At 63.1% G+C, this 24,366-nt stretch carries 17 protein-coding genes and 1 riboswitch; of the genes, 15 read left to right on the top strand and 2 right to left on the bottom strand.

Going from position 1 to position 24,366, the window contains the following annotated elements; translation table 11 throughout:
• Window positions 1-14 precede the first annotated feature (14 nt).
• Both FA94_RS12215 and FA94_RS12210 read left to right on the top strand, forming a co-directional pair.
• Window positions 15-758: an ABC transporter permease gene (locus FA94_RS12215; RefSeq protein ID WP_035551325.1), complete on the top strand. Its 744-nt coding sequence runs from the start codon at window positions 15-17 to the stop codon at window positions 756-758.
• The gene (locus tag FA94_RS12210) at window positions 758-1,609 is read left to right on the top strand and encodes an ABC transporter ATP-binding protein (protein WP_035551324.1); all 852 of its coding nucleotides are present in this window, start codon (window positions 758-760) and stop codon (window positions 1,607-1,609) included. Before FA94_RS12215 ends, FA94_RS12210 begins: the two co-directional genes overlap by 1 nt.
• 147 nt (window positions 1,610-1,756) lie before the next feature.
• On the opposite strand, the gene FA94_RS12205 is transcribed toward FA94_RS12210, so the two are convergent.
• Window positions 1,757-2,617 (bottom strand): spherulation-specific family 4 protein, encoded by an 861-nt coding sequence (locus FA94_RS12205; RefSeq protein ID WP_035551321.1) that lies wholly within the window; start codon window positions 2,615-2,617, stop codon window positions 1,757-1,759.
• 57 nt (window positions 2,618-2,674) lie between these two features.
• A riboswitch (cyclic di-GMP riboswitch) is annotated at window positions 2,675-2,753 on the bottom strand.
• Between the two features lie 721 nt (window positions 2,754-3,474).
• Here FA94_RS12205 and FA94_RS12200 point away from each other — a divergent pair.
• From FA94_RS12200 to glmS, 11 genes are all read left to right on the top strand, one after another.
• Entirely contained in the window at window positions 3,475-6,243 is a 2,769-nt protein-coding gene (locus tag FA94_RS12200; protein WP_197070202.1) for a bifunctional glycoside hydrolase/polysaccharide deacetylase family protein, read from the top strand.
• On the top strand, window positions 6,236-10,258 hold the full coding sequence (locus FA94_RS12195; RefSeq protein WP_035551318.1) for a tetratricopeptide repeat protein: 4,023 nt from the start codon (window positions 6,236-6,238) through the stop codon (window positions 10,256-10,258). Before FA94_RS12200 ends, FA94_RS12195 begins: the two co-directional genes overlap by 8 nt.
• 35 nt (window positions 10,259-10,293) lie before the next feature.
• Window positions 10,294-10,845 (top strand): LpoB-related protein, encoded by a 552-nt coding sequence (locus FA94_RS12190; RefSeq protein WP_035551316.1) that lies wholly within the window; start codon window positions 10,294-10,296, stop codon window positions 10,843-10,845.
• Between the two features lie 82 nt (window positions 10,846-10,927).
• On the top strand, window positions 10,928-12,340 hold the full coding sequence (locus FA94_RS12185) for a PelD GGDEF domain-containing protein (RefSeq protein WP_035561934.1): 1,413 nt from the start codon (window positions 10,928-10,930) through the stop codon (window positions 12,338-12,340).
• Window positions 12,333-13,343, top strand: a complete 1,011-nt coding sequence (locus FA94_RS12180) for a hypothetical protein (protein WP_051980541.1) — start codon at window positions 12,333-12,335, stop codon at window positions 13,341-13,343. Before FA94_RS12185 ends, FA94_RS12180 begins: the two co-directional genes overlap by 8 nt.
• Window positions 13,340-14,998, top strand: a complete 1,659-nt coding sequence (gene pelF, locus FA94_RS12175; RefSeq protein ID WP_035551313.1) for a GT4 family glycosyltransferase PelF — start codon at window positions 13,340-13,342, stop codon at window positions 14,996-14,998. The genes FA94_RS12180 and pelF overlap by 4 nt, the downstream gene beginning before the upstream one ends.
• Window positions 14,998-16,371: an exopolysaccharide Pel transporter PelG gene (pelG, locus tag FA94_RS12170; protein WP_035551311.1), complete on the top strand. Its 1,374-nt coding sequence runs from the start codon at window positions 14,998-15,000 to the stop codon at window positions 16,369-16,371. Before pelF ends, pelG begins: the two co-directional genes overlap by 1 nt.
• A 134-nt stretch (window positions 16,372-16,505) precedes the next feature.
• The gene (locus FA94_RS12165) at window positions 16,506-17,645 is read left to right on the top strand and encodes a glycoside hydrolase family 191 protein (RefSeq protein WP_035551308.1); all 1,140 of its coding nucleotides are present in this window, start codon (window positions 16,506-16,508) and stop codon (window positions 17,643-17,645) included.
• A gap of 76 nt (window positions 17,646-17,721) precedes the next feature.
• Window positions 17,722-18,621 carry an endo alpha-1,4 polygalactosaminidase gene (locus FA94_RS12160; RefSeq protein WP_035551306.1) on the top strand — a complete coding sequence of 300 codons (900 nt, stop codon included), beginning with the start codon at window positions 17,722-17,724 and terminating at the stop codon, window positions 18,619-18,621.
• Between the two features lie 63 nt (window positions 18,622-18,684).
• Window positions 18,685-19,707 carry a UDP-glucose 4-epimerase GalE gene (gene galE / locus FA94_RS12155; RefSeq protein ID WP_035551303.1) on the top strand — a complete coding sequence of 341 codons (1,023 nt, stop codon included), beginning with the start codon at window positions 18,685-18,687 and terminating at the stop codon, window positions 19,705-19,707.
• Window positions 19,708-19,771: 64 nt separating this feature from the next.
• Window positions 19,772-21,589: a glutamine--fructose-6-phosphate transaminase (isomerizing) gene (glmS, locus tag FA94_RS12150; RefSeq protein ID WP_035551301.1), complete on the top strand. Its 1,818-nt coding sequence runs from the start codon at window positions 19,772-19,774 to the stop codon at window positions 21,587-21,589.
• A gap of 307 nt (window positions 21,590-21,896) precedes the next feature.
• Here the strand turns inward: glmS and FA94_RS12145 are convergent, their stop codons facing one another.
• Window positions 21,897-22,256 carry a hypothetical protein gene (locus FA94_RS12145; protein ID WP_035551299.1) on the bottom strand — a complete coding sequence of 120 codons (360 nt, stop codon included), beginning with the start codon at window positions 22,254-22,256 and terminating at the stop codon, window positions 21,897-21,899.
• A gap of 345 nt (window positions 22,257-22,601) precedes the next feature.
• Between FA94_RS12145 and FA94_RS12140 the strand changes: the two genes are divergently transcribed.
• Both FA94_RS12140 and FA94_RS12135 read left to right on the top strand, forming a co-directional pair.
• Complete coding sequence (locus tag FA94_RS12140; protein ID WP_156126617.1) at window positions 22,602-23,399, top strand: hypothetical protein; 798 nt, start codon at window positions 22,602-22,604, stop codon at window positions 23,397-23,399.
• Window positions 23,399-24,325 (top strand): nitrogenase component 1 family protein, encoded by a 927-nt coding sequence (locus FA94_RS12135; RefSeq protein ID WP_035551294.1) that lies wholly within the window; start codon window positions 23,399-23,401, stop codon window positions 24,323-24,325. Before FA94_RS12140 ends, FA94_RS12135 begins: the two co-directional genes overlap by 1 nt.
• Window positions 24,326-24,366: the final 41 nt, after the last annotated feature.

Below are 24,366 nucleotides of genomic sequence, written 5' to 3'. Positions count from 1 at the left end.
CCTTCGGAACCCTCATGAAGCGATTGATCGAAACCGTCTCGTTCTGGGTCGTGATCGGCCTGATCTGGGAATTCGGCGTGCGCTGGACCGGCACGCGCGACTACGTGCTGCCGGCGCTCTCGCAAGTGTTCGCGGCCGGTTGGGAAATGCGCGGGCAGCTGCTGTCGGACACGCTCACGACCGCCTGGGAAGTGCTCGCCGGTTTCGCGCTGGCGCTGGTCGGCGGTCTCGCGATCGGCTTGCTCGCCAGCATGTCGAGCATCGCGCGGCGCACCCTGTTTCCGCTCGTCACCGCATTGCAAAGCATGCCGAAGATCGCGCTCGCGCCGTTGCTGATCGTCTGGTTCGGCTACGGCTTCGCGTCGAAGCTGGCGGCGGCCGTGCTGTTCGCGTTCTTCCCGATCGTGATCGCGACGATGGGCGGACTCGCCGGTGTGCCGCGCAATCTCGACGAGCATTTCCGTGCGCTCGGCGCGTCGCCGGCGAAGACCTTCTGGCACTTGCGCTTACCGGCCGCGCTGCCCGCATTGATCGACGGGTTGAAGATCGCGATGCCGCTGGCGGTGATCGGTGCGATCGTCGGCGAATTCATCGGCTCGGAGTCGGGGCTTGGCCATCTGATCGTATTCGCGACGTCGAATGCGCAGACGGCGTTGTCGTTCGCGGCGATCCTGATGGTGACCGGGTTGGCCATGCTGTTTTACTGGGCCGTCGAACTGGTGTCGCGCGGCGTGTGGTGGAGAGGAGTGACAGTCTGATGGCGATGGTCGACAAGTTGCGTATCGTGGAGCGCGCCCCGGCAAGCGGCGCGTCGGTTCAAGCGTTGCCGCGCGACGGCACGGCGCCCGCGCTGATCGCGGTGGAGCAGGTGGGCAAGCGCTTCGCCGCGCGCGGCGGCGCGCAGGCCTTCAGCGCGCTCGACGACGTCTCGATGCAGATTCGCCAGGGCGAGTTCGTGTCGATCCTCGGCCCGAGCGGCTGCGGCAAGAGCACGTTACTGCGCATGGTGGCGGGCCTCGTGCCGTGCGACGCCGGCCGGATTCTGCTCGGCGACGAGCCGATCAACAAACCGGTGCCGGATATCGGCGTGGTGTTTCAGACCAGTAATCTGCTGCCGTGGCTGACGGTCGGGGCCAATATCCGGCTTGGCGCGAAGCTGCGCAATCTGCCGCGCGGGCAGGTCGAGGCGCGCTTGCCCGCGCTGCTGGAAACGCTCGGTCTGACGGCGTTCGCCGATCGCTATCCGCACGAGTTGTCGGGCGGCATGCGCCAGCGCGCGGCGATCGGCCAGATTCTGCTGCTGCAGCCGCGCGTGATGCTGATGGACGAACCGTTCGGCGCGTTGGATGCGCTGACCCGCGACCGCCTGAACGTCGAGCTGCTGAGAATCTGGCAGCAGAGCACGCTCACGGTGTTGCTGGTCACGCACAGCATCCACGAGGCGGTGTTTCTGTCGGACCGGGTGCTGGTCATGTCGGAACGACCGGGTCGCGTGATCCACGACGTCAAAATCGATTTGCCGCGTCCGCGCCAGCCGGAGCAGGTCAAGAGCGATCCGCGCTATGGGGCATATGTCTCGCAGTTGTCCGGGCTGATGGGCGTGTTCTAGATCACGCGGCGGCGCTACGAAAAGAGCGGCAGGCATCGTGGATGCAAGCCGCTCATTCAGCGGGTCAATCCGCCGCGACCGGCGTGGCCGGTGCGGCAGGGTATCGACATCTCGACCTATCAACCTATCGACCTGCTGTTCGCGTGGTCAAGGCGTGATTGCGTTCGTGACTTCGGCGCTCCAGTAGGGCGGCAAGGCCTTATAAGGATTGGAGCCGCCCAGCGAGGTCACGTACACGCCGCCCGCGCCGTGCGTGCTCGCGTATTGCACGATGCCCGGCATTTGCGCGGCCGTCGCGCTATACACCATGTGGATGAAGCGGGTCTTCGGATACGCCGCCTGCCAGCTCAACGGCTCGTATTTCGCATAAGCCTTGGCGGTGCTTTCGAAAACGACGAAGGTGTCCGCCGTCGGCAAGCTCGCGTACAGCTCCGGAATGTTGGTGCCCGGATTGGCGGTCACCGAGTACGTCGCGTTCAGGCCTTTGATGTAGTTGTAGAGCGACTGGTAGTACTGGATGTGCGCGATTTTGCTGTCGTTCGACATCTCGTCGATAAAGAAGCCGTCAACCTTGTAAAGCGCTACATACGCATTGATTTCGGCCACGACTGTGGAGAGCGAGCGCTTGCCATACGACGTGTGCACATAGCCGACCACCTTGCCGCCCGCCGCGCGAACCCTGGCCGTCGCGGCCGCGTAGTTCGGGTCGGTGGTGGTGCCGGGGCCGTTGTCCGGATTCAGGATGGCGGTGGTCGATACCTGATGAGCCGAGGTGACCATGCTGTTCCAGTCGGCCACGCTTTTTGTCGCATTGAAGTAGGAAGGCACCACCAGACTGAGCGCGGCCGTGGTGCCCGCGAACGCCGTGCCGTGCAGACAACCGGCCAGCATGCAGGCCATCAGCGTGGCCCGTTTCAGCGCTTTGCCGGCGCGGGTCGCGCGGCGCTTCGTTTCGTTGGATTTATGAACAGCAACGCCGAGCGTACCCAACCCCTGGATTTTTTTCATCTGGCCTCCTGACCCGGTCTGTCGATGACCGTTGTCGATTGGCCCGCCGCGGTTACGGCGGGCAACTGGCAAACTCCCCAAGGGAGTCCCTATAGTTTTGCGTCGCCGGATCACTCCGGGTTTGCCAACTGCGCTAACGGCAATGCCCGCCGATTCCTTTAGGGGCTTGGCCGATAAATCATCTTGCATACGATGCCGCCGCGCCGATCCTGTCTTCGGACCCGCCGTCGGCTGCGGCGGAGCGGCTGAGACCAGGGTCTTCCCGATTCGCCGAGATTTTTTCTTCCGGTGTGGCGCGTGCGATGGATGAAATCGATTTTCGTCTGGTATTACGATTTATTACTTGCTGGGTCCGGCATTGGGGAAAGTTCGCCTTTTGCAAATTAAGGAGAATTGGCTTTTGCGAAACGATGTAAAAAAATCGCTAAAGCTTATTTGAAAAACGAACGGTGGTGCAGTTTTTACCCAATTATTGATCAGATGATTTGAGCGTGTTCATGGTGACTCGGGTTTGAGTGCGGCGTATTCCCAACACATCAGGCCAGGCTTTGCCGGACAGGGGATTTGCCGCGCAATCGTTTGCCTTGAGATTCAAGCAGATGCATTGCGTTGTATTCAGCCGCGGGAATGTCAACAATGGCTGAAGCTAGCTTGAGACGACTCAACTCATGTGCTATCTTCCACGGCCTTAACAAGAAACAAACACAGGCCGGTTTCGCATCCGGCGCGACGCCGCATTGGGTTGCGTAATTAATGCCAAACAGGCCGGCTCAAAAATCAGCAAGCGGAAATTTTCTCCCTGTGGAGATATCGCCGCTCGTGTTCAGTCAGCAGAGAACGGGGAAAAGATTTTGGCTATGAAGAAGCGGACCGGGACACGGGCCGGCGGGAATTCTCGCAAGGTAGCTGAACGAACCGGCAAACGGTTTTTCCAGCGCACCTTGATTGCAGTGCTGCTGGGTTCGAGCGCCGTTGCCCCGCTTGGCGTTCACCTCCAGGCCGCGCCGTTGCCGTCGGCATCGGCCGCGAATGGCGTTGCCACAGCCCCGCCGAATCTCGCTTTCTTCTACGCGGCCAATCCGCCGGTCGGCGAACTGCAGGCTTTCGACGCCGTGGTGGTCGATCCCGCCACGGGATTCGAGCCGCTGGCTCATCCGCTGCGCCATACCACGTGGATCGCGCGCACGACCGCCGGCCAGCCCGGTGACACCGCCGAAGCGTTTATCGCCAGTCAGGTCGAGCCGTTGTGGCGGCGCGGCTATCGCGGGTTCCTGCTTGAAACGCCGGTCGCGATCGCCGCGGCCGCGCGCATTCGCGAGATGCATCCGGATGCGCGACTGGTCGCCGGTGGCGCCGACGTCACGCAGGCCGCGCTGCCGTATGCGAAATCGCTGTACGCGGTGGTCGGGGAGTCGCTCGTTCGTGGACTGGACGATAGCGGCCGGCCGGTCGAGGTGCCCGAAGCGCAGCGCGCGGATCGCCTCGCGAAGGCGCGTGCATTCACCCAGCAGACCGGTGTGCCGGTCGTCTCGGTCGAGTACTGCACGCGCAACGACCGTCAGTGCGCCCGCGAAACCGCGGCTCGCGTGGTGGCGGCCGGCATGCTGCCGTACGTGACCAGCCGCGCGCGCGACGTGGTCGGCATCGGCAGGATCGAAGTGTTACCGCGCAAGATTCTCGTCGTTCAGGACCGCGACACCAAAGAACCGCTCGACTTGAGCGCCGGTGTGCGCGATCTGGCCACGCCGCTCAATTACATGGGCTACGACGTCGAGTACGCCGATTTCTCGTCGCGTCTGCCTGACAACATTTCGCCGGATCGCTATGCCGGCGTGGTCGCGTGGATCCAGCGCGGCGCGGCGCCGGACCCCGAAGCCTGGCAACGCTGGGTCGCCGCCCGCGTGGCGGATCACGTGCCGGTCGCGTTTCTTGGTCAGTTCGGTTTCGACGCCGCCGGTTCGGCCGGCGCGGCGCTCGATCTGCAGGACGTGAGCGGCACGCTGTCCGCGCCGGTCTCGGTGGTCAAGAGCGATCCCATGGTCGGCTTCGAAATCAATCCGAAACCCGAGCCGCGCGATTTGCTGGGTGTGCGTGTCGGACCGCACAGCCAGTCGCTGCTGCGCATCTCGGCCAATGGCGTGCTGGTCGACCAGATCGCGCTCACCCCGTGGGGCGGTTACGCGCTGAGCCCTTACACCGTGGCCTCGCTCGACAGCATCGAGCAGGAACGCTGGGCGATTCAGCCGATGGCTTTCATGAAAGCCGCGCTGCATCTGCAAGACCTTCCGTCGCCGAGCGTCACGACCGAAAACGGCCGCCGCCTGTTCATGTCGCATGTCGACGGCGACGGCTTTGCGTCGCGCGCCGAATTCCCGGGTCCCGATTATTCGGGCGAGGCGCTGTACCAGCAGATTTTCAGCCGCTACAAGGTGCCGATGACGCTGTCGGTCATTGAAGGCGAGGTCGGCGCGAAGGGACTGCATGCGGACATCTCGCCGCGTCTCGAAGAGATCGCCCGCAAGATGTTCGCGCTGCCGAACGTCGAGATCGGCACGCACACGTATTCGCATCCTTTCCAATGGGAACATGTCGACAACAAGACCGGCGCCCAGGTGGACGTTGGCGGCGGCGATGCGGCGTTCTCGCTGAATATTCCGGGATATAAATTCAATATCGACCGTGAGATCACCGGTTCGATCGACTATATCAACTCGCGTCTCGCGCCGCCCGGCAAGAAGACCGTGATGCTGCAATGGTCCGGCGATTGCCAGCCGCCCGCTTTCGTCGTGCGCAAGGTGTATGAAGCCGGCGTCTATAACTTCAACGGCGGCGACACCGTTATCACGAAGTCGGCCAACAGCTGGACCAATATCGCGCCGATCGGCGTCGACAAAGGTCCGGGCGCCTACCAGGTGTATGCGCCGAACCAGGACGAGAACGTCTACACGAACGACTGGCAAGGCCCGTTCTATGGCTTTACGCGCGTACTCGAAACCTACGCGATGACGGACCGTCCGCTGCGTTTCAAGCCGATCGACGTCTACTACCACATGTATAGCGGCACCAAGGTGGCGTCGTTGCGCGCGCTCGACCAGATCTTCTCGACGGTGCTCAAGCAGCCGGTGCTGCCGGTGTATGTGACCGAGTACATCCGCAAGGTGCTGGACTGGCGCACTTTTGCCGTGGCGAAAGAGGTGGGCCCGCAAGGCGGCTGGGTGGTGCGTGGCGACGGCTCGGTGCGCGAGCTGCATTGGCCGCAGACCGCCAGACCGTCGCTGGATGCGGCGCAGGGCGTGACCGGTTTCTCTAACGGTCCCGACGGCACCTATATCCATATCGACGACGGCAGTGCGCGCTTCGCGCTCGGCGGCGCGGCGAGCGTGCCGTATATCGCCGAAGCCAACGGTTTCGTGCGCAATTTCCGCCGCACGCCGCAGGGTATGCATTTTGAATTTGCCGGTCACTATCTGCCGTTCGTCAAGCTGGCAAACGCGCAGTCGTGCAGGATCAGCATCAACAACCAGCCGGTTGCGGCCCGTCGCGACGGTGATTTCCTGCGTTTCGACACGCCGGCCGACATCGGCACGAAACTGAACTATCTGTCAGTCGAGGCCGCCTGTGGTTGATACCCGCCCTCGCATCGCGCCGACCTGGCTCGTCCTGCTGCTCGCGGGTGTCGTGCTGATGACGCTGTACCTCGTGCATCCGCGCGGTGGTCTGCGTAGCCGGATGACCTCGACCGACGCGCCGAGCGACCTGAGCATTGCTTATCTGGAAGCCTGGCTGCGCGTGCAGCCCGATAACGCCGAGATTCTGTCGGTGCTCGGCACGCAATACGTGCAGCTGGGCCGCAACGAAGACGCGAGGCGGATCGCCGTGCGCATGGCGGCCATGCCGTCCGAGGCGATGCGCCGCTCGGCGCAGTTGCTGCGTCTGACCGTCGATACGCGCGAGATTTTTGCGCTGCCCGTCAACGACCCGGCGCGCGACGCTGCGCTGGTGCGTCTGCGCGCGCAGCTCGCGAATGCGGCCGCGTCGTCGTGGTCGACCGCCGACCTGCAGGTGCTGGCCGAGATGGCCGCATCGGTGAGTGCGCAACAACTCGCGGAGCAACTGTATGCGCGCCTCGCGGTCCAGGACCCGGTGCAGCAAACGCGCTGGAACCGCGAAGTGGTGCGCTTTGCGATGTACGGCGGCGACTATCGCGGTGCGGCCGACGGCTGGTTCCGTCTGCAGGCGAACGCGGCGACGTTCGACGCGCAGCGGCACTGTTTTATCGAAGGCATCCGGGCGCTGCAGGGCGGCAATCTGCTCGACGACGCGCTCGCTGCCGCCGACCAGCACGGCGCGGCTTTCGCGCACGATCACGAGACGCTGATCGTGTTGCTGAACCTGGCGCGCGCGGCGCATCGGCCGGATCTGGTCGATCGTTACGCGAAGGCGCTGGCCGGCTATGCGCAAGCTCAGCCGGACAACGGCGGTGCGCTGCGGCTGGTCGCGTTTATCCGCGAGCGCGAGCAGCTTGACGGCTCGCAACAGCCGTACGCTTATATGGACGGTCCGCAAGCCGGTTCCGGCCGGGTGATGCGGATCGGCACGCACGGCCGGGGTGACGCGCACGTTGTGCGGGTGGCCGCAGCGGTGAATGCTGCGGGTGCTTCGTCGGTCGCGGCGGCATCGGGTGCCGCGGCCGTGTCGGCGGCATCGGGCACGAGCGTGGCATCCGCTGCGCCGGCAGCCTCCGCGTCGAGCTCCGCCGCCGCGTCGGGGACCGACGTCCAGGGCCTGCTGTATCAGTCTTTCCTCGAATCGAACGATTTGCCGAACGCGCAGCGCGTGGCGACCGAACAGGTCCAGAAGAATCCGGGCTCGGCGGTGTGGGCTAAACGTCTTGCTCAGGTCGCCGAATGGAATCATGCGTCGCCGCTCGCGTTGCAGATGTGGCTCGCCTACGCGCAGATCACGCAGGATCCGGACGGCTGGAAAAACGTGATGCGCCTCGCGCCGATGCTCAACGACGACAACGCCTATCTGGCGGCGTTGATTCAGGCGTCGAATGCGGCGCCCGGCGATCTGAAGCTGCTCGATTCGGTGGTCGCGACCTACGAGCGTCTCGGTCGTCCTGACGACGCGCTGACTTTCCTGCGCGGCCGTCAACACAATTCGCCGGCCGAAGCGATCGATTCCCGCCTGGGGCTGCTCGCCGAGCGCTCCGGTCACGACGACGAAGCGCTGACCTATTACCGCAAGCTGAATCAGCTCTATCCGGACAACACGCAATACGCGCTGCGCACGGCGAGCATGCTGTATCGTCACGGCGACTATAAAGGTGCGCTCAATGCACTCCTCGCGGCTCGCAAGGGTGCGAAAGACAACGACGTGCTGTTCTGGCGCAATGCCGCGCAACTCGCCCGTCTTCTGCAACGCGACGACATGGCGAACGACGCGTACAAGCATCTGTTGGCAAGCAATCAGGCGACACCCGAAGACCTGAGCGCGATGACGTACTTCTACGACGCGTATCCGATCGATGCGGCTCGCACGTCCGAACTGCAATTCCGTCGCGACCAGTCGCTACTCGCGCTGCAGGGGGTGATTCACTATTACACCATCGCGGAGCAGTTCGATCGCGTCGCGCAGTTGCTGGCAAGCCTGTCGCCCGCGCAACTGAGCGCGGCCGAACGCGATCCGGCTTTCCTGCAGGCGCGGGCCGAATATTATCTCGAGGTCGACCGTCCGTACGACGCGCTGCACGACCTGCAGGCCGCCTCGACATTGCCCGGCGCCACGCTCGAGTTGCGCGCCGCGTTGCTGTGGACGCTGGTCGACTACGGCAGCGGAGCGCAACTGCGCGACGCGGTGGCCGAGTGGCGCGACGCGCCCGCCCAGGCGCCCGCCTTGTGGGGGCCGCTGGCCGCCGCGCTGATGCGTCTGAACCGGCCGGAAGCGGCGCTTAGGTATCTGCGCCTGCAGTCGGCTTCCATGTCACGCGATCCGCTCTGGCAACTGACCTACGCGGAAGCGCAGGAGATGGCCGGCCGCGGCGATCGCGCGTGGTCGATCCGGCGCAATGTCTGGCGCCAGATGCAGCAGGAAGGCGCCGACATCCGCGCCAACAACGCGGCGGGTCAGGTCGCGCTGCGCACGCGGACGTCGCAGGGCGGGGATGTGCGGGAGCAGTTGCTCGGCCGCCGCGTGACGCTCGCCTCGATCTTCGAAAACGGCGATGTGTCGAAGGCGTTCCTGACTGATCTGCTCGCCTCCGACGCCGGTCGCAACGACCACACCGAGGTGCGCCGCACGCTGCTCGGCGATACGCCGGGCCTGCCGCCCGCGCAACTCAAGCCGGCAAAAGCCGCGACGGCGGCGCCGGATCAGGGGCGTCTGACTTCGTCGGTGGCGCGCGATGTGGCGCTGGCCTGGGCGATGTCTCAGGAAGCGAATCCGCTGGCAAAGCGCTGGCTGGCTCGCCAGTACGCGTCCGTGCTGTTGCAGCCTTCGGAGCAACTGATCGCGATCGCGCTCGCCGAGAACGACAAGCCCGCCATGGAGCGTCTGCTGGATCAGCAAGGCTCGCACTTGCCGCTCTACAACCGGATCGACGCGTCGATCGAGGTGGACCGTCCGGGCGCGGCCGAAGATCTCTCGTTTCAGGGACTCGAAGGCGCCCCTGACGATTCGGAAATGCATACCCGCCTGCAGCAGACCGCGTTGACCTGGCCGCAATCGCTCGATGCCACGGTCACGAGCTATGTCGAGCATCCGCTCGACTACATCGAACAAACGCTCGCGGGCAGCATCAAGGTGGCCGATCTGTACATGGTCGGCGTGACGGGTGTCCAGCGCTTCCAGCATTCGACCGATACCTCGCAGCTCACCGAGGTGCCGGCAATCGATCGCTCGGTGGAGTTTTTCGCCCGCCGGCAAACCTACGACACGGCCTTCCAGGTGAGCGCGGGGCGCCGCGAGGCACTCGACAGCTTCTACACCGTCGCGGTGGGCGCGGAGTGGGGCAGAAACTCGCCGCTGTCGTTCGAGCTCAAGGCCGGCCGTAACCAGACGGCGTTGGAATCGCAGGCGCTGCAGATCGGCGGCATGAAAGACAACGTGATCGGCACGGTCACCTATCACGCCACGCAGCACCTGTATGCAACCGGCACCGTCGAAGCCGACCGCTTCTATAGCCAGGCGCGTCACTACCTCGGCAGCGGCGTGCTGTCGACGGGGGAAATCGGCTATCGGATCCGCACCAACTATCCCGACTACACGATACGGCTGATCGGCGCGCACGGCGACTACAGCGCCAGCGGTGCGGCCGACGGCCTGATTTCGCGGCTGATTCCGGTGGCCGCCGGTCCCGCCACCGCGGCGTCGTTCGTCCCGCAGACGTACTCGCAATACGGGCTGTTCTTCGGTTTCGGCAACGATCTGATCGATCAGTACACGCGCGCGTGGCGGCCGTTTCTCGACGTCGGCATGCTGCACGACACGCTCCAGGGCTGGGGGCCGGAAGTCAGCCTGGGGCTCGCGGGCACCGTGTTCGGCGGCGACCATGCGGCAGTCTTTTTCTCACATCAGCGTGTGTCGCGTCTCGGCACGCCTGTGACCCAGATCGGCGCGCGTTATAGCTGGTTTTACTGAATCCCGGTTTCGAATCCATCCAAGGAGAATTCTTCATGTACGGCATCAAACAATTGGCTCGAACCAGCGCCTGGTGTGTCGCGGCAACCACGCTGGCCCTGATCGTGAGCGCCTGCGGCACGGTCCGCCAGACCTCGGGTCCGACGCTTTCGCGCGGCGACAAAGTGGCGGTGGTGTCGATCGCCAACTACACTGAAACGCCGGACGCCGGTCACAGCGCCGAGTCGATCGCGGCCAACACGCTGCGCGTCGGCGGCATTGCGGACGTGCGTATTGCGCCGGCCGATGCCAGCCGCAACGCGATGTTCGACACGACGCAACGCGGCGACGGCGACAAGGCGCTCGACTGGGCGCGCTCGCAGAATGCCCGTTACGTGCTCTCGGGCGCCGTCGAAGAATGGCGTTACAAGACCGGCGTGGACGGCGAGCCGGTGGTCGGCGTGACGTTCGAACTGATCGACGTATCGAACGGCGCCGTGGTGTGGAGCGCAACGGGTACGCGTACCGGCTGGAGCCGCTCGGGTCTGTCGAGCGTGGCCAGCTCGCTGATCGCCAAGGTGCTGTCGCCGTTGCAGGCGCGTCAGTAAGCTTATCCCCGGGTGGCCGGCTGGCGCGTGAAGCGCGGACCGCGCACCGGAACCCGATACGACAAGTGAAAAGGAAATGGCCGTGAATACCGCAGCCGTGGAAAACAACCCAGGCGCCTCGAAGCCGCGCCATGCGCATCCGTTCGGCAATCTCGGACGTGTGCGCCGCTTTCTGGCGCCCGCGGTGGCGCGGCCGTTCGCGATCGTGGAAACCATCGCGCTCGTGGTGGTCGTGCTGGCCCTGACGCACTGGTTTCATCCCGAAGACCCGTTGCTGCTGCACGCCGGCTACCCGTGGGTGTGGCTGGTGTCGCTGCTGGTGGCGCTGCGCTACGGCAGTCTGCTCGGTCTGCTGTCCGGCGTGATTATGCTTGGCGCATGGTCCTTCTTTTATCCGCACGGCAACGCGTTCCCCGCGATGTTTTTTGCGGGCGGCCTGATCCAGACCATTCTCGCCGGGCATTTCGGCGACACGTGGGGCACCCGCGCCGAGCGGGCGTCGTCGCTGAACGATTACCTGAACGACCGGCTCGTCGCGCTGACCAACAGTCACTATCTGATGCGCCTCTCGCACGAGCGGCTCGAGAAAGACCTGTTGTCCCGGCCGACCACGCTGCGCGATTCGATCACCGAATTGCGCCGCCTTTCCGTGGCGACGGACACGGCGCTGGCCGTGCCGGCCGCCGCTGCGCCGGGCGACACGCTGACGGGCGCGAGCGGTTTGCTCGAATTCGTCGCGCAGGCCTGCCAGATCGAAGTGGCGGCCTTGTACCCGGTGCGCGACGGCAAGCTCGGCACCCAGGCCATCGCGCAGATCGGCGACGCGTTCGAACTCGAAGCGAACGACGAACTCGTCACGCACGCGCTCACCACGCTGAGCGTCGCGCATCTGAAGAACGAAGACACCATGGTACCGGTCAGCCAGTATCTGGTCTGCGCGCCGCTGGTCTCGGCCGACGGCGAATTGCGCGCGCTGCTGATCGTCAAGCGCATGCCGTTCCTGTCGCTCAATTTCGACAACCTGCAACTGTTGCTGGTGCTGCTCGGTTACTACGCCGACGGCGTCGAGCATTCGGCGTTCGTGCAGCGCATTCTCGACAGCGTGCCGAACTGCCCGTACGAATTCGCGCTCGACCTGAGCCGGTTGACGCGTCTGCAGCAGAAGGCGGGCGTGGCGTCGTCGCTGGTGGCGCTGGCGTTCCCGCGCGACGAAGAGGGCGATTCGCTGTTCGAACACGTCATGCGCCGCCGTCGTTCGCTCGACGTGATGTGGCCGGTGCAGACCGCCAAACAATCGGTGCTGGTGAACCTGATGCCGGCGACCGACACCACCGGGATCGAAGGCTATCTGGCGCGGATCGAGGCCAGCCTGACGGCCCAGTTCAACTCGGATCTGGAACATTCGCGCGTCGGCGTTCATACGCTGCACCTCGAGGGCGACGAGCCGGGCGCGGCGTTGCTGCGTCTTCTCAAACGAAGCGGCCTCGATGTCTAAGCCCCTGTCCCTCATCGTGAGCGTGCTGGTCGCGCTGGTGGCGGCGGTCCTCCAGTATCTGGCGGTCGTGAGCCTGCTGACGCCGGCTGGCGCGATCGACCCGCTGCTGCGCTTTCTCGCGCTGCAGGCCGTGGCCGGGCTGGCCGAGGCGATCGCCTTGCGCTGCTGGCTGCCGCCGAACTATCGCGAACCGCGCGCGATGTCGCTGCTGTTCCTGTGGGCGGCGTGCACCTTCGTGCCGCTGTTCGGCGGCGTCGTGGTGCTGATCAGTTGCATCTGGGCCGCGCTGTTCCCCGGCCGCAAGGAAAGCGATCAGCTTACCGACGTGCCGCGTCCGGAATTCGTCACCTATCTGGTGTCGCGGGTGTCGCACGGCGGCGGCGCGCGCCTGCAGGCGCGTCTCGCGAATACCCAGGTGTCGGCCACTGACCGTTTGTCGGCCCTCGTGGCGATCCAGAGCATGCCGACCCGCACTACGGGCACCTTGCTGCGCGAACTGCTCGCCGATCCGCTGGAAGACATTCGCCTGATTGCGTACGGCACGCTGGACCATGCCGAGAACGAAATCATGCAGAAGATCTTCCGCACCGGCAAAGCGCTGGAAGCCACCCATAGCGACGCCGAGCGCCACGCGCTCAACCGTCTGCTGGCCGAACTCTATTTCGAACTCGTGTACCAGAACCTGGTGCAGGGCGCGGTCTACCGTCACACGCTGCAACAGGCCGACCGCTACGCGCAGGCGGCGCTCGAAACCGATCAGAGCGACGCGGCGCTGTGGCTGATTCGCGGCCGTCTCGCACTGGCGAACGGTCTGCCGGATGCCGCTCACGAACATATTGCGCGGGCGCTGGATCTGGGCTTCCCGCGCGAACGGCTGGTGCCGTGGCTGGCGGAGGCGGATTTCCTGCGCGGCCACTATGCCAGCGTGTCGCAACTGCTCGGCTCGCTGGGTAACGCGGCCGCGTTGCCCACACTCAAACCGGTGGTGAAGTACTGGTCATGATCAAAGAACTTCCTGTACGTCGCGCCGCCGACGCCGATGTCTGCCTGCTGCTCGAAGGCACGTTCCCGTTCGTGCGCGGCGGGGTGTCGAGCTGGGTCAATGAAATGATCCGCTCTTATCCGACGACCCGTTTCGCGATCGTGTTCATCGGCAGCCGCCTGCAGGACTATTCGGGCGTTGCGTACGCGTTGCCGGATAACGTCGTGCATATCGAAACGCACTTCCTGTACGAGTCGGAGCGGGCCGACCTGCCGCAGCCGCGCGCGGTCGCCGGCGACGCCGCGGCCTTCGCGCGCTCGCAGGAATTGCACGATGCGCTGCGCGACACGCGCAGCGGCGTGGACGCCGGCGCGCTGATGGCCAGCATGATTCCGATGCTGGGCGAGAAAGGCGCGCTGAACGAGGCGGAGTTTCTGTCGAGCCGCGCGGCGTGGGACACGATCGTCGATCAGTACCAGAAGTACTGCACCGATCCGTCGTTCACCGATTATTTCTGGACCGTGCGGATCATGCACAAGCCGTTGTGGCAACTTGCCCGCGTCGCCGAAAAGCTGTTGCCGGCGCGGGTGTACCACACGGTGTCGACCGGTTACGGCGGCTTCCTCGGCGCGCTGATGCATTACCGCACCGGCCGGCCGTTGCTGATTTCGGAACACGGCATCTATACGAAAGAACGCAAGATCGACCTGCTGCAAAGCCAGTGGATTCGCGACAACCGCGGCGTGTTCGAGCGCGATATCTCGCGCGTCAGCTATTTCCGCGAGCTGTGGGTGCGCTTCTTCGAGGCGATCGGCAAGCTCGCCTATGACGCCGCCGACGACATCGTCGCGTTGTACGAGACCAACCGTCAGCGCCAGATTACCGACGGCGCGCGTGCCGAACGCACGCAATGCATTCCGAACGGCATCGACGTCGACGGTCTCGCGCCGCTGGTGGCGCAGCGCAAACCGCGCGCGCATCGTGTGGTGGCGCTGATCGGCCGGGTGGTGCCGATCAAGGACATCAAGACCTTCATTCGCTCGATCTTTATCGCGTCGCGCAGTCTGCCCGATCTGGAGGGCTGGATCATCGGGCCGGAAGAGGAAGATCCCGCCTATGCGCTCGAATGCCGTGCGCTGGTGGAAAGTCTCGGGCTCGGCCGGAATGTGAAATTCCTCGGCTTCCAGCGTATCGACGAGATGCTGCCGCAGGTCGACGTGATCGCGCTGACCTCGATCAGCGAGGCGTTGCCGCTGGTGGTGCTGGAGGGCTTCGCCGCTGGCGTGCCCGCCATCACGACCGACGTGGGTTCGTGCCGCCAACTGATCGAAGGCGTCGACGAAGAAGACCGCGCGCTTGGCTCGGCCGGCATGGTGGTGCAGCTCGCGGACCCGGCGGCGTTCGCCCAGGCGGTGCTGTCGCTGCTCGCCGACGACGCGCGCTGGCTGGCCGCGCAGCAGGCGGGCCTGGCTCGCGTGCGCCGCTACTACACGAAGACGCAGATGATCGATCGCTATCGGGTGCTGTACGAGCGTCTGGCCGCGCTGCCGGATCGTAAGGCGAACGCTGCGGGCGGCGACGCCGCGCGCTGCCCGGTGAACCATGGCACTCAATCGAACGGAGCGGGCGCGCGTGCGCAGACCGCGGCGTCCGTTCAATCGCAGGAGACACGCTAATGGCGGGGATTGGCTTCGAATTGCGCAAGATCATGCGCCGCGACACGCTGATGGGCGTGGCGCGCGCTTATGCCTACGCGGGCTTGATCAGCTCAGGGCCGCTGATTCTGTCGATCTTCGGCATTCTGATTATCGGTTTGATCAGTCTGACGTCGGTGATACCGACCTTCGCGATCGTGCAGTTCCAGGTGTCGGTTACGTATCTGATCGCGTTGAGCCTGATCCTGACCGGGCCGTTGCAACTGTCGTTCACGCGCTTCATTTCGGACCGGCTGTTCGAGAAGCGCGACGATCTGGTGCTGTCGAACTATAACGGCGTGGTGCTGGTGTCGTCGCTGCTGGCGGCCGCGGTCGCCGTGATCGCGATGCTGGTCGGGTTTCGCAGCGAGCCGCTGATCTACCGTCTGTTGATGATCACGGGCTTCGTGGTGGTCAGCAATATCTGGATCGCCGTCATTTTCCTGTCCAGCGTGAAGCAGTACCGGCAGATTCTGCTGGTGTTCTTCGTCGGCTATGCGTGCGTGGTGTGTCTCGCGCTGGCGTTGAACGGCTATGGGCTGGTCGGTCTGCTCGGCGGATTCGTGGCGGGGCATATCGTGCTGCTGGCCGGCCTGTCGGGGCTGATCTATCGCAACTACCGCTCCGAGCGGTTCATTTCGTTCGAAGTGTTCGAGCGCCGTTTCGCCTATCCGAGTCTGGCGCTGGTCGGGCTGCTGTTCAATATCGGCGTGTGGCTCGACAAGTTCATGTTCTGGTATTCGCCGGGCACGGGCACCCGCGTGATCGGGCCGCTGCATGCGTCGGTGATTTACGACATTCCGATTTTTATCGCGTATGTGTGCGTGATGCCGGGCATGGCGACCTTCCTCGTGCGGATCGAAGCGGATTTCGTCGAGTATTACGACGCGTTCTACAACGCGGTGCGCAGCGGCGCTACGCTGCGCCATATCAACGAAATGCGCGACATGATGGTCGGCAGCGTGCGCGCCGGCCTGTACGAGATCATCAAGGTGCAGACTATCGTGCTGTTGCTGATCATCGCCTTCGGCGAGCGCGTGCTGGCTTCGCTCGGCATTTCGCCGCTGTATCTGCCGCTGCTCGTCGTCGACGTGGTATCGGCGAGTCTGCAGGTGCTGCTGCTCGGACTGCTCAACGTGTTCTTCTATCTGGACGGACGGCGCATGGTGCTGCGGCTCACCGCCGGGTTCGTGCTGCTGAACGGACTGTTCACCGGCATCACGCTCAGGCTCGGTCCCGACTACTACGGCTACGGTTTCGCGCTCGCGTTGCTGGTCGTGGTGGTGGCTTCCGTGAAAGTGCTCGATAGAAAATTCATGTCATTGGAATACGAAACGTATATGTTGCGGGGTTGAAGGAGCGGCGCTGCCGTTTTCGATTCAAGATCGTGGCTGGCCTGCCGTTCATACGGTGAGAGCCAGACGCGTTGTGTGAATCGAAGCGGCGTGTCTGCGCCTTGCCCTTGTATCGTTCGACTCCGGATTCCAATATGTTTCAGCTTTTCCTTGGCCCCTTGCGCCGGGCTGCCCGCGCGTGTCTTGCCATCGAGCTGCGTCGCGCGGGTTGTCGCAGGTTGCGTTGGCGCGGCGCGGTGGTTGTCGTTGCGGCGGGTTTGCTGGCCGCGTGCGGCGGCGGTGGCGGCGGTTCGGGCGGGGCCGCGTCGGGCGCCGCGACCGCCGGGTCGGCGACGCCTTCCGGCGGCAGCACCGCTACGCCGACGCCCCCTGCCTCGATCAACACACCGGCCACGCCCGCGCCCGTGATCGCGGCGGCGCGTACGCTGCCGGTCGCGCCGGTTTGGGCCGTGTATTACGGCGATGCGAGCGGGCTCACCCTCAGCCAGGTGGCGTCGACCTTCAAGCTGATCGTGATCGACGCGGACCCCGGCACCGGCACGCCGGCGTTCTCCGCCGCGCAGATCGCGGCATTGAAGGCTAACGGCGCGAAAGTGTTGAGCTACCTGAATCTCGGCGCCTGCGAGAAATCGCGCACCTACTGGAGCACGGTGCCGTCCGGTTTCGTGTCGTGCGGCGCGAATACCGCCGCGCAACTCGGCAAATATTCGGGCTTCCCGGAGTACTGGATGAATCCCGCCAACGCCGACTATCAGAACCTGATCGTGAATTACGTCGCGCCGCGTCTCGCGGCCACCGGCGTGGACGGCTTCATGCTGGATAACTTCGAGATCGTCGGACACGGCACCAATACGTCGGCCGGTCCGTGCGACGCCACCTGCGCGCAAGGCGGCCTCGATCTCGTCAAGCAACTGCGCGACCGTTTCCCGAATCTGGCGTTGGTGCCTAACGCGGCGCCGGTGCAGGTCATCAACGGGAGCAGCGGTGGGGTGGCGTTTCCGTGGCTGATCGACGGTGTGCTCGCGGAGCAGGTCTATCTGCCGTCGGTGAGCACGTCGCTCGTGCAGCAGTTGCAGTCGTGGCAAAGCACGGAGCAGAACCTCGGGCGCAGCGGTTTTTTCGTCGGCTCGCTCGACTACACGTCGTCATGCACGGCGTCGTCGAGCGCGCAAACCGCGTGGACGGCGGCGCGTCAGGCGGGGTTTAGTCCGTCGATTTCGACCGAGGCGCTGGACAGTATCTGCTGGTGGTCGTTTCTGACTTCCGGTAGCTAGTAGCTAAGGCGGCGAGGCGCGCACAGCACGCGCAAGGCGGGCGGATTCGCTCGAAAATATTTAAGAGGGACGGGGTTTGGCTCAGCACGATGACGACCGGCGCTTTTCATTGCGCCACTTACTAGGCCTGATTAGCCGCTTCGCACGCATGGCCGCGTTCGGCGCGCTGGCGTCGGTGGCGCATGCGCAAGACGCGGTGAGCACGCCGGCGGGGCCTTCGATCGCGCTGTTCTATGGCGCGAATCCGCCGGTCGATGAATTGGCGCGCTTCGATGTGGTCGTGGTCGAGCCCGATGCGCGGTTCGATCCGCGCGCTCATCGGAAAACGCATCCCGCGTGGTTCGCCTATGTCAGCGTCGGCGAGGTGAACCCGGATCGCACTTATTTAAGCGCGATGCCGAGCACGTGGCTGCCGGCAGTCAACGAGGCGTGGGCTTCGCACGTGGTCGACCAGACGGCGCCCGAGTGGCCCGCGTTTTTCGTCGACAAGGTGATCGCGCCGTTGTGGAAAAAGGGCTATCGCGGCTTCTTCCTCGACACGCTCGACTCCTATCAGCTGATCGCTAAAACCGACACCGCGCGCGCCGCGCAGGAAGCCGGCATGATCCGCGTGATCCGCGCGATCAAGTCGCGTTATCCGAAAGCCAGGCTCATTTTCAACCGCGGTTTCGAGATCTTGCCGCAGGTCCACGATCTCGCCTACGTGGTCGCGTTCGAGTCGCTGTATCGCGGCTGGGACGCGAGCAAGCAGGCTTATACCGAGGTGCCGCAAGCCGACCGCGACTGGCTGCTCGGGAAGGCCGCGACGATCCGCGAGCAATACCGGCTGCCGGTGCTGTCGATCGACTATTGCGATCCCGCCGACACCGCATGCGGACCCGCCACGGCGGCGCGTATCGCGGCGGACGGGATCGTGCCGTACGTCACCGACGGCGATCTCGCCACGGTCGGCGTGGGTCCGGCCGAACAGCCGTGACCGCGCGGGCGTCAGGCGCACGCCGGCCGGTAGCTCAAATCATCTGAAAACGGGGAGTGGGACATGGTCATGAAAGGCACGATTCTGGTAACCGGCGGCGCGGGCTTTATCGGCTCGCATACGTGCGTGGAATTGTTGAACGGCGGCTACGCTGTGGTGGTGGTCGATAACCTCGTCAACAGTAACCGCGAGTCGCTCGCGCGGGTCGAACAGATCACCGGCAAGCGCGTGGCGTTCTACGAGAACGATTCGCGCGACAAGGCCGTGTTGCAGCGTATTTTCGACACGCATCCGATCACGGGTGCGATCCACTTCGCGGCATTGAAAGCGGTGGGCGAGTCGGTCAGCAAACCGCTCGAGTACTACGACAACAACCTCGGCAGTTTGCTGACGTTGCTCGGCGTGATGCGAGACCGCAACGTGAAGCAGTTCGTGTTCAGTTCGTCGGCCACGGTGTACGGCGTGCCGGAAACCTCGCCGATCGATGAGTCGTTCCCGCTGTCCGCGACCAATCCGTACGGTCAATCGAAGCTGATCGCCGAACAGGTGCTGCGCGATCTGCAGCTAGCGGATGCGTCGTGGCGGATCGCTACGCTGCGTTACTTCAATCCGGTCGGCGCGCATGAAAGCGGGTTGATCGGTGAAGATCCGGGCGGCATTCCGAACAACCTGATGCCGTATGTCGCGCAAGTCGCGGTCGGCAAGCTCGAGAAGCTGCGCGTATTCGGGGGCGACTACGACACGCCGGATGGCACCGGCGTGCGCGATTACATTCACGTGGTCGACCTGGCGCGCGGCCACCTGGCCGCGCTCGATGCGCTCGTGCAGCGCGATGCGAGCTTCGTTGTGAATCTCGGCACGGGGCAGGGCTATAGCGTGCTGGACGTGGTGCGCTCGTTCGAGAAGGCTTCCGGCAAGCCGGTGCCTTACGAGATCGTGGCGCGCCGTCCGGGCGATGTCGCCTCCTGTTTCGCCGATCCGGCCGCCGCCGAGCGGCTGCTCGGCTGGCGCGCGCAATACGGTATCGAACGTATGTGCGCCGACCACTGGCGCTGGCAGTCGACCAATCCCGCCGGTTACGCCTGAAACCTGAATCGATTCGAAGCGGTTCGCTTCATCCCCATCATCCTGAAGTAGGAAAGCAAACACTATGTGCGGCATTGTCGGCGCGGTAGCGCAACGTAACATCGTACCGGTCCTGATCGAAGGACTGCGACGCCTCGAATATCGCGGCTACGACTCCTGCGGTGTCGCCGTGCTGGCCGATGGCGGTCCGCGTCGCGCGCGCAGCACCGCGCGCGTCGCCGACCTCGAAACGCAAACGCTCGACACGCAGCTCGAAGGCGGCACGGGCGTTGCACATACGCGCTGGGCGACGCACGGCGCGCCGGTGACGGACAACGCGCATCCGATTTTCTCGAAGGACGAGTTGGCGCTGGTGCATAACGGCATCATCGAAAACTATGAGCCGTTGCGCGAGATGCTGCGTGGTAAGGGCTATGTTTTCGTTTCACAGACCGATACCGAAGTGGTCGCGCATCTCGTGCATAGCCTTTATCGCGGCAACCTGTTCGCAGCGGTTCGCGAGGCGGTGACGCACCTGGAAGGCGCTTACGCGATTGCGGTGGAGCACAAGGATCATCCGTCGCTCGTGGTCGGCGCGCGCCAGGGGTCGCCGCTGGTGGTTGGGCTGGGCGACGGCGAGAATTTTCTCGCTTCCGACGCGCTCGCGCTGGCCGGCACGACCGAGCGTTTCATCTTCCTCGAAGAGGGCGATGTCTGTGAGTTGACGCTGGCGGGTGTGCGGATTATCGGCCGCGACGGTGCCGATGCGCAGCGCGAAGTGCGCGTGGTGACAGCGTATGGCGGTGGGGTTGAACTCGGGCCGTACCGTCACTTCATGCAGAAGGAAATCTTCGAGCAGCCGCGCGCGATTGCCGACACGGTTCCGCAAGGCGATTCGTTCGATGCGGCGCTGTTCGGCGAGCGGGCGGCGGCTGAGTTTGCTGGCATCGACAGTTTGTTGATTCTGGCGTGCGGCACGAGCTATTACTCGGGGCTGACCGCGAAATATTGGCTTGAGTCGATCGCGAAGATTCCGACTCAGGTCGAGATTGCCAGCGAATACCGTTACCGTGAGTCGGTGCCGAATCCGAAGGCGCTGGTGGTGGTGATTTCGCAATCCGGTGAGACAGCGGATACGCTGGCTGCGTTGAAGCATGCGCAGTCGCTTGGGCATACGCATACGCTGTCGGTGTGCAATGTGGCGACGAGTGCGATGGTGCGGCTGACGTCGTTGTCGTTTCATACGCACGCGGGACGTGAGATTGGGGTGGCGTCGACCAAGGCGTTTACTACGCAGTTGGTGGCTTTGTTCGTGCTCGCCGTTACGTTGGGGAAGATTCGCGGTGCGGTGAGCGCGAGCGATGAGACTGATTACGTGCGTCAGTTGCGTCATCTGCCGGCGGCGTTGAATGCGGTGCTCGCGCTGGAGCCGCAGATTATCGGGTGGGCGGAGAAGTTTGCTGCCAAGGAGAGTGCGCTGTTTCTCGGACGCGGTGTGCATTATCCGATCGCGTTGGAAGGGGCGCTTAAGCTTAAGGAGATCTCCTATATTCATGCCGAGGCTTATCCGGCTGGGGAGCTTAAGCATGGGCCGCTCGCGCTGGTTACCGATGCGATGCCGGTGGTGACGATTGCGCCGAATGATGCGCTGCTTGAGAAGCTGAAGTCGAATCTGCAGGAAGTGAAGGCGCGAGGTGGGGAGCTTTATGTGTTTGCCGATGCGGATACGCGGATTAGTAGCGAGGCGGGGATTCATGTGATCCGGATGCCGGAACACTATGGGCCGCTGTCGCCGATTCTGCATGTGGTGCCGCTGCAGTTGCTGGCTTATCACACGGCTTGTGCGCGGGGGACGGATGTGGATAAGCCGAGGAATCTGGCGAAGTCGGTGACGGTGGAGTGAGGGGGGCGTTTCCGAGTGGGAGGATGCTAAACAGAAATAGAAGCGTTTACACATAAACGCTTCTATCTGTTCCCGCCCAGCTTTTTGTCGACACGACCTTGTTTGCAAAGCGTAAACGCTTCTAACTACGAGGTCGAAATTTTGCCGATTTGGTGGGCAAATTTCGCGAAAAGCCACTCGGAATGATGCACAAGCGGAGACCGCCGTCGGTTTTGAGAGCGGCTCTCCGCGGCCCGTGCGTCTTAGTCAGCAATCGGCCAATCGGCTCTCGCCGCTCCGCGGCGGGGTCGAATTGCTCAAGCGCTCCCTAACGCGGTGACAACTGCAACAAAAGCCGCTCCATCGCGCCGGACGGATAGTCTTCCGGCCACTCCCTTGCCAGCAAATCCACCGCCTCCCGCATCCGCACCCGCAGCGCTGTTTTCTCGTCGCTCGCCCCCACGCTTTCCACCCTCATTGTTTCCAACACGGCCTGCGCGCAAGCCACCCTGTCGAGTGCACGTCGAAGTCGCTCGCGCATTTCGTCTCGCAGGTCGAGTTCTCGCGTGACGACCTCGATGTCGGTCGCAGCGTCTGATAGCAGAAGCGCTAAGAGCGGTCCGGGCTGTGGTTTCGAGATTGCGGCGGGCACGCGACCCGCATCGGTGTAGACAGATGACTCATCCATCTACCCTGTAGTCGCGGGGTTTATACGATTGAGCGAAGCGACGCAGTACAACTTCGGGGGCTTTTCGCGATTGGCGCACAGTCGTCAGGTTTTCGCGCCTCCAGGCGAAGTCGTTCGACAGGTACGGGCGGCTTCGACGGCGCTCAAAGCTCACTTCCGCGTCACGAAGGACGGCCTTACGCAGACGATTTGGCGCGTAGCTCCGTCCAAACGCCGACTCCAAGGCGAAGAACATCCGTCGCGTGGTTCCACTAGGCCAACCATTTCTTGTTAATATTGCGGTCTTGAATGCTGGATTTCGGCTGACGCATTTCGAAGTGGCTAACTATCATAAGAGACTGTCGCGTGTCTTCTTTCATTGCAGGCTCATCAAAGCTGCCTGAGTATCCGCTCTATGAATGGGTCAAGCAGTTTGAGCCCCCAGCGAAAAGCCTCCGGTGGGTTCATACGACTAACGCTTTCGCACTTCGCGACATTTTGACTTCGAGGGTGCTGACGCCTCAGCTCTGTCCTGTCTTCGATGAACGACTGACCTACATGTTCTATGGAAGACCCGCCTACAGGTTTAAGGGGCGCGTGTCTATGCAGCATAGTTTTTCTGCACCCGTAGTACTGGTTTTTAGTGAGAAAGTGCTTGCTCACGCCTGCCGGCTTTTCCCGTTCGACACTGGAGCGTTCGGCGGTGGTCGCTACAAGAAATGGGTCCTCGAACAGATGTCACTTGAATCGTTCGAATATCCTGCGAACGGCGACATGCAGGGAAGACACGTATCGGCTTTTTACGGAGAAAACGACAATTACTGGAACGGTGACGGAATCGAACTGAAAGGCATTGCGGGAGAGTTCGAGGTCGAGGCTGTCCAGTCAATGATTCAAGACACGACGTCTGGAGAAGAGGCCGACGACCGCCGTCTGTCCATCGAGCTCGTTATAAAAGAAGACATTCCAATGACTGCGGAGTATGTTGAGGCGATGTTGATACCGACATCCCTTGCAGATGCCGGTTTTGTTGAAAAATTCAAGAATGATTTGGGTTTGCACGTCTTCGAGTATCGTTCAAACAAGAACAAGCCGGCCATCGAGTACCAAGCCTTGCTCGAAAATAAAATCGAGGAATTTCACGTGTTGCTGGGAGCACTGTGATGTCAACTGAACTCGTTGGCCAGGTAGTTGGTTTCCTCAGAACCGTGCCGTCGTATCCAGCCTTTGTTGTTCCGGCCTTTCGTCTGCCCGGTAAGGAAGGGGTTTGGGCGCAGGTTGTTACAGATTCCGAAGTCACCGCATTTGCTATGGTTCTGGAGCATAACGAACTGGTTGCGACACGGTCCGACATCACAGCTCGAACAAGGACACCGCAACTATTCGGCTTCGCATTCTCCGAGACAGAATGGTATTGCGCTCGGGAGGTCTCCATGGCCCAGTACCTGTTGGAGAACAAGACCAGATTGGCGAAAAGTCCCTACGTGTTAACAGAGGCCGCCGACTTTTATCTAGAGTTTTTCAAAGGCTCGCAGACTGAGAGCGCGTCGAAAGGACTTTTGGACGACCTGGTTGCAAGGAGTGCCAGAGTTACCCGGGCGAACCTGATGCGACTCCCTCGGAAAATTCGTGGTGCATTGCGTATAGACGTCATCGTCGCTCATGAATTAAGCCCGGCCGACATCGCGCACCTGCGTAAGTCCTCAAAACAGGTGGGAGACATCAATGTTCTCACGCTCAGCAAACTGATGCAGTGGGTCGAAGGGATTTCGCCGGACAATCGCAGGCGATGGTTCCGGCGTGCGATTCTCGACCGTTTCGAAACTGTGTCACATGTCGCTATCGTCGGTGACCCGACACACACGGAAGAGGTGAGCTATCTTAATGTGGTCGTGTCGGCCGCTAGCGAAAGCAACATTGAGCTTAAGAGATTCAGCTCGGTTACTCCTCTAGTACGCTGGTTGCGTGCGTTGGATGAGGTCGAAAACGTACCTGACCCGGATAAGGCCTATGTTGCAAAGCTATTCGGATTGGAAGAGTCGGCGAGACGCAGAGGGTTAGCTTCTGGTTCTAGCAAAAACCGTCCGTAGAAAGACTGGTGAGAACTATTGCGTTAGCGTTGCGAGCGTTC

This window comes from Burkholderia sp. 9120, from assembly GCF_000745015.1.
In the GTDB taxonomy this organism is placed as follows: domain Bacteria; phylum Pseudomonadota; class Gammaproteobacteria; order Burkholderiales; family Burkholderiaceae; genus Paraburkholderia.
Note: the sequence above shows the minus strand (reverse complement) of the source record. Positions and strands in the feature narration are given on the sequence as shown.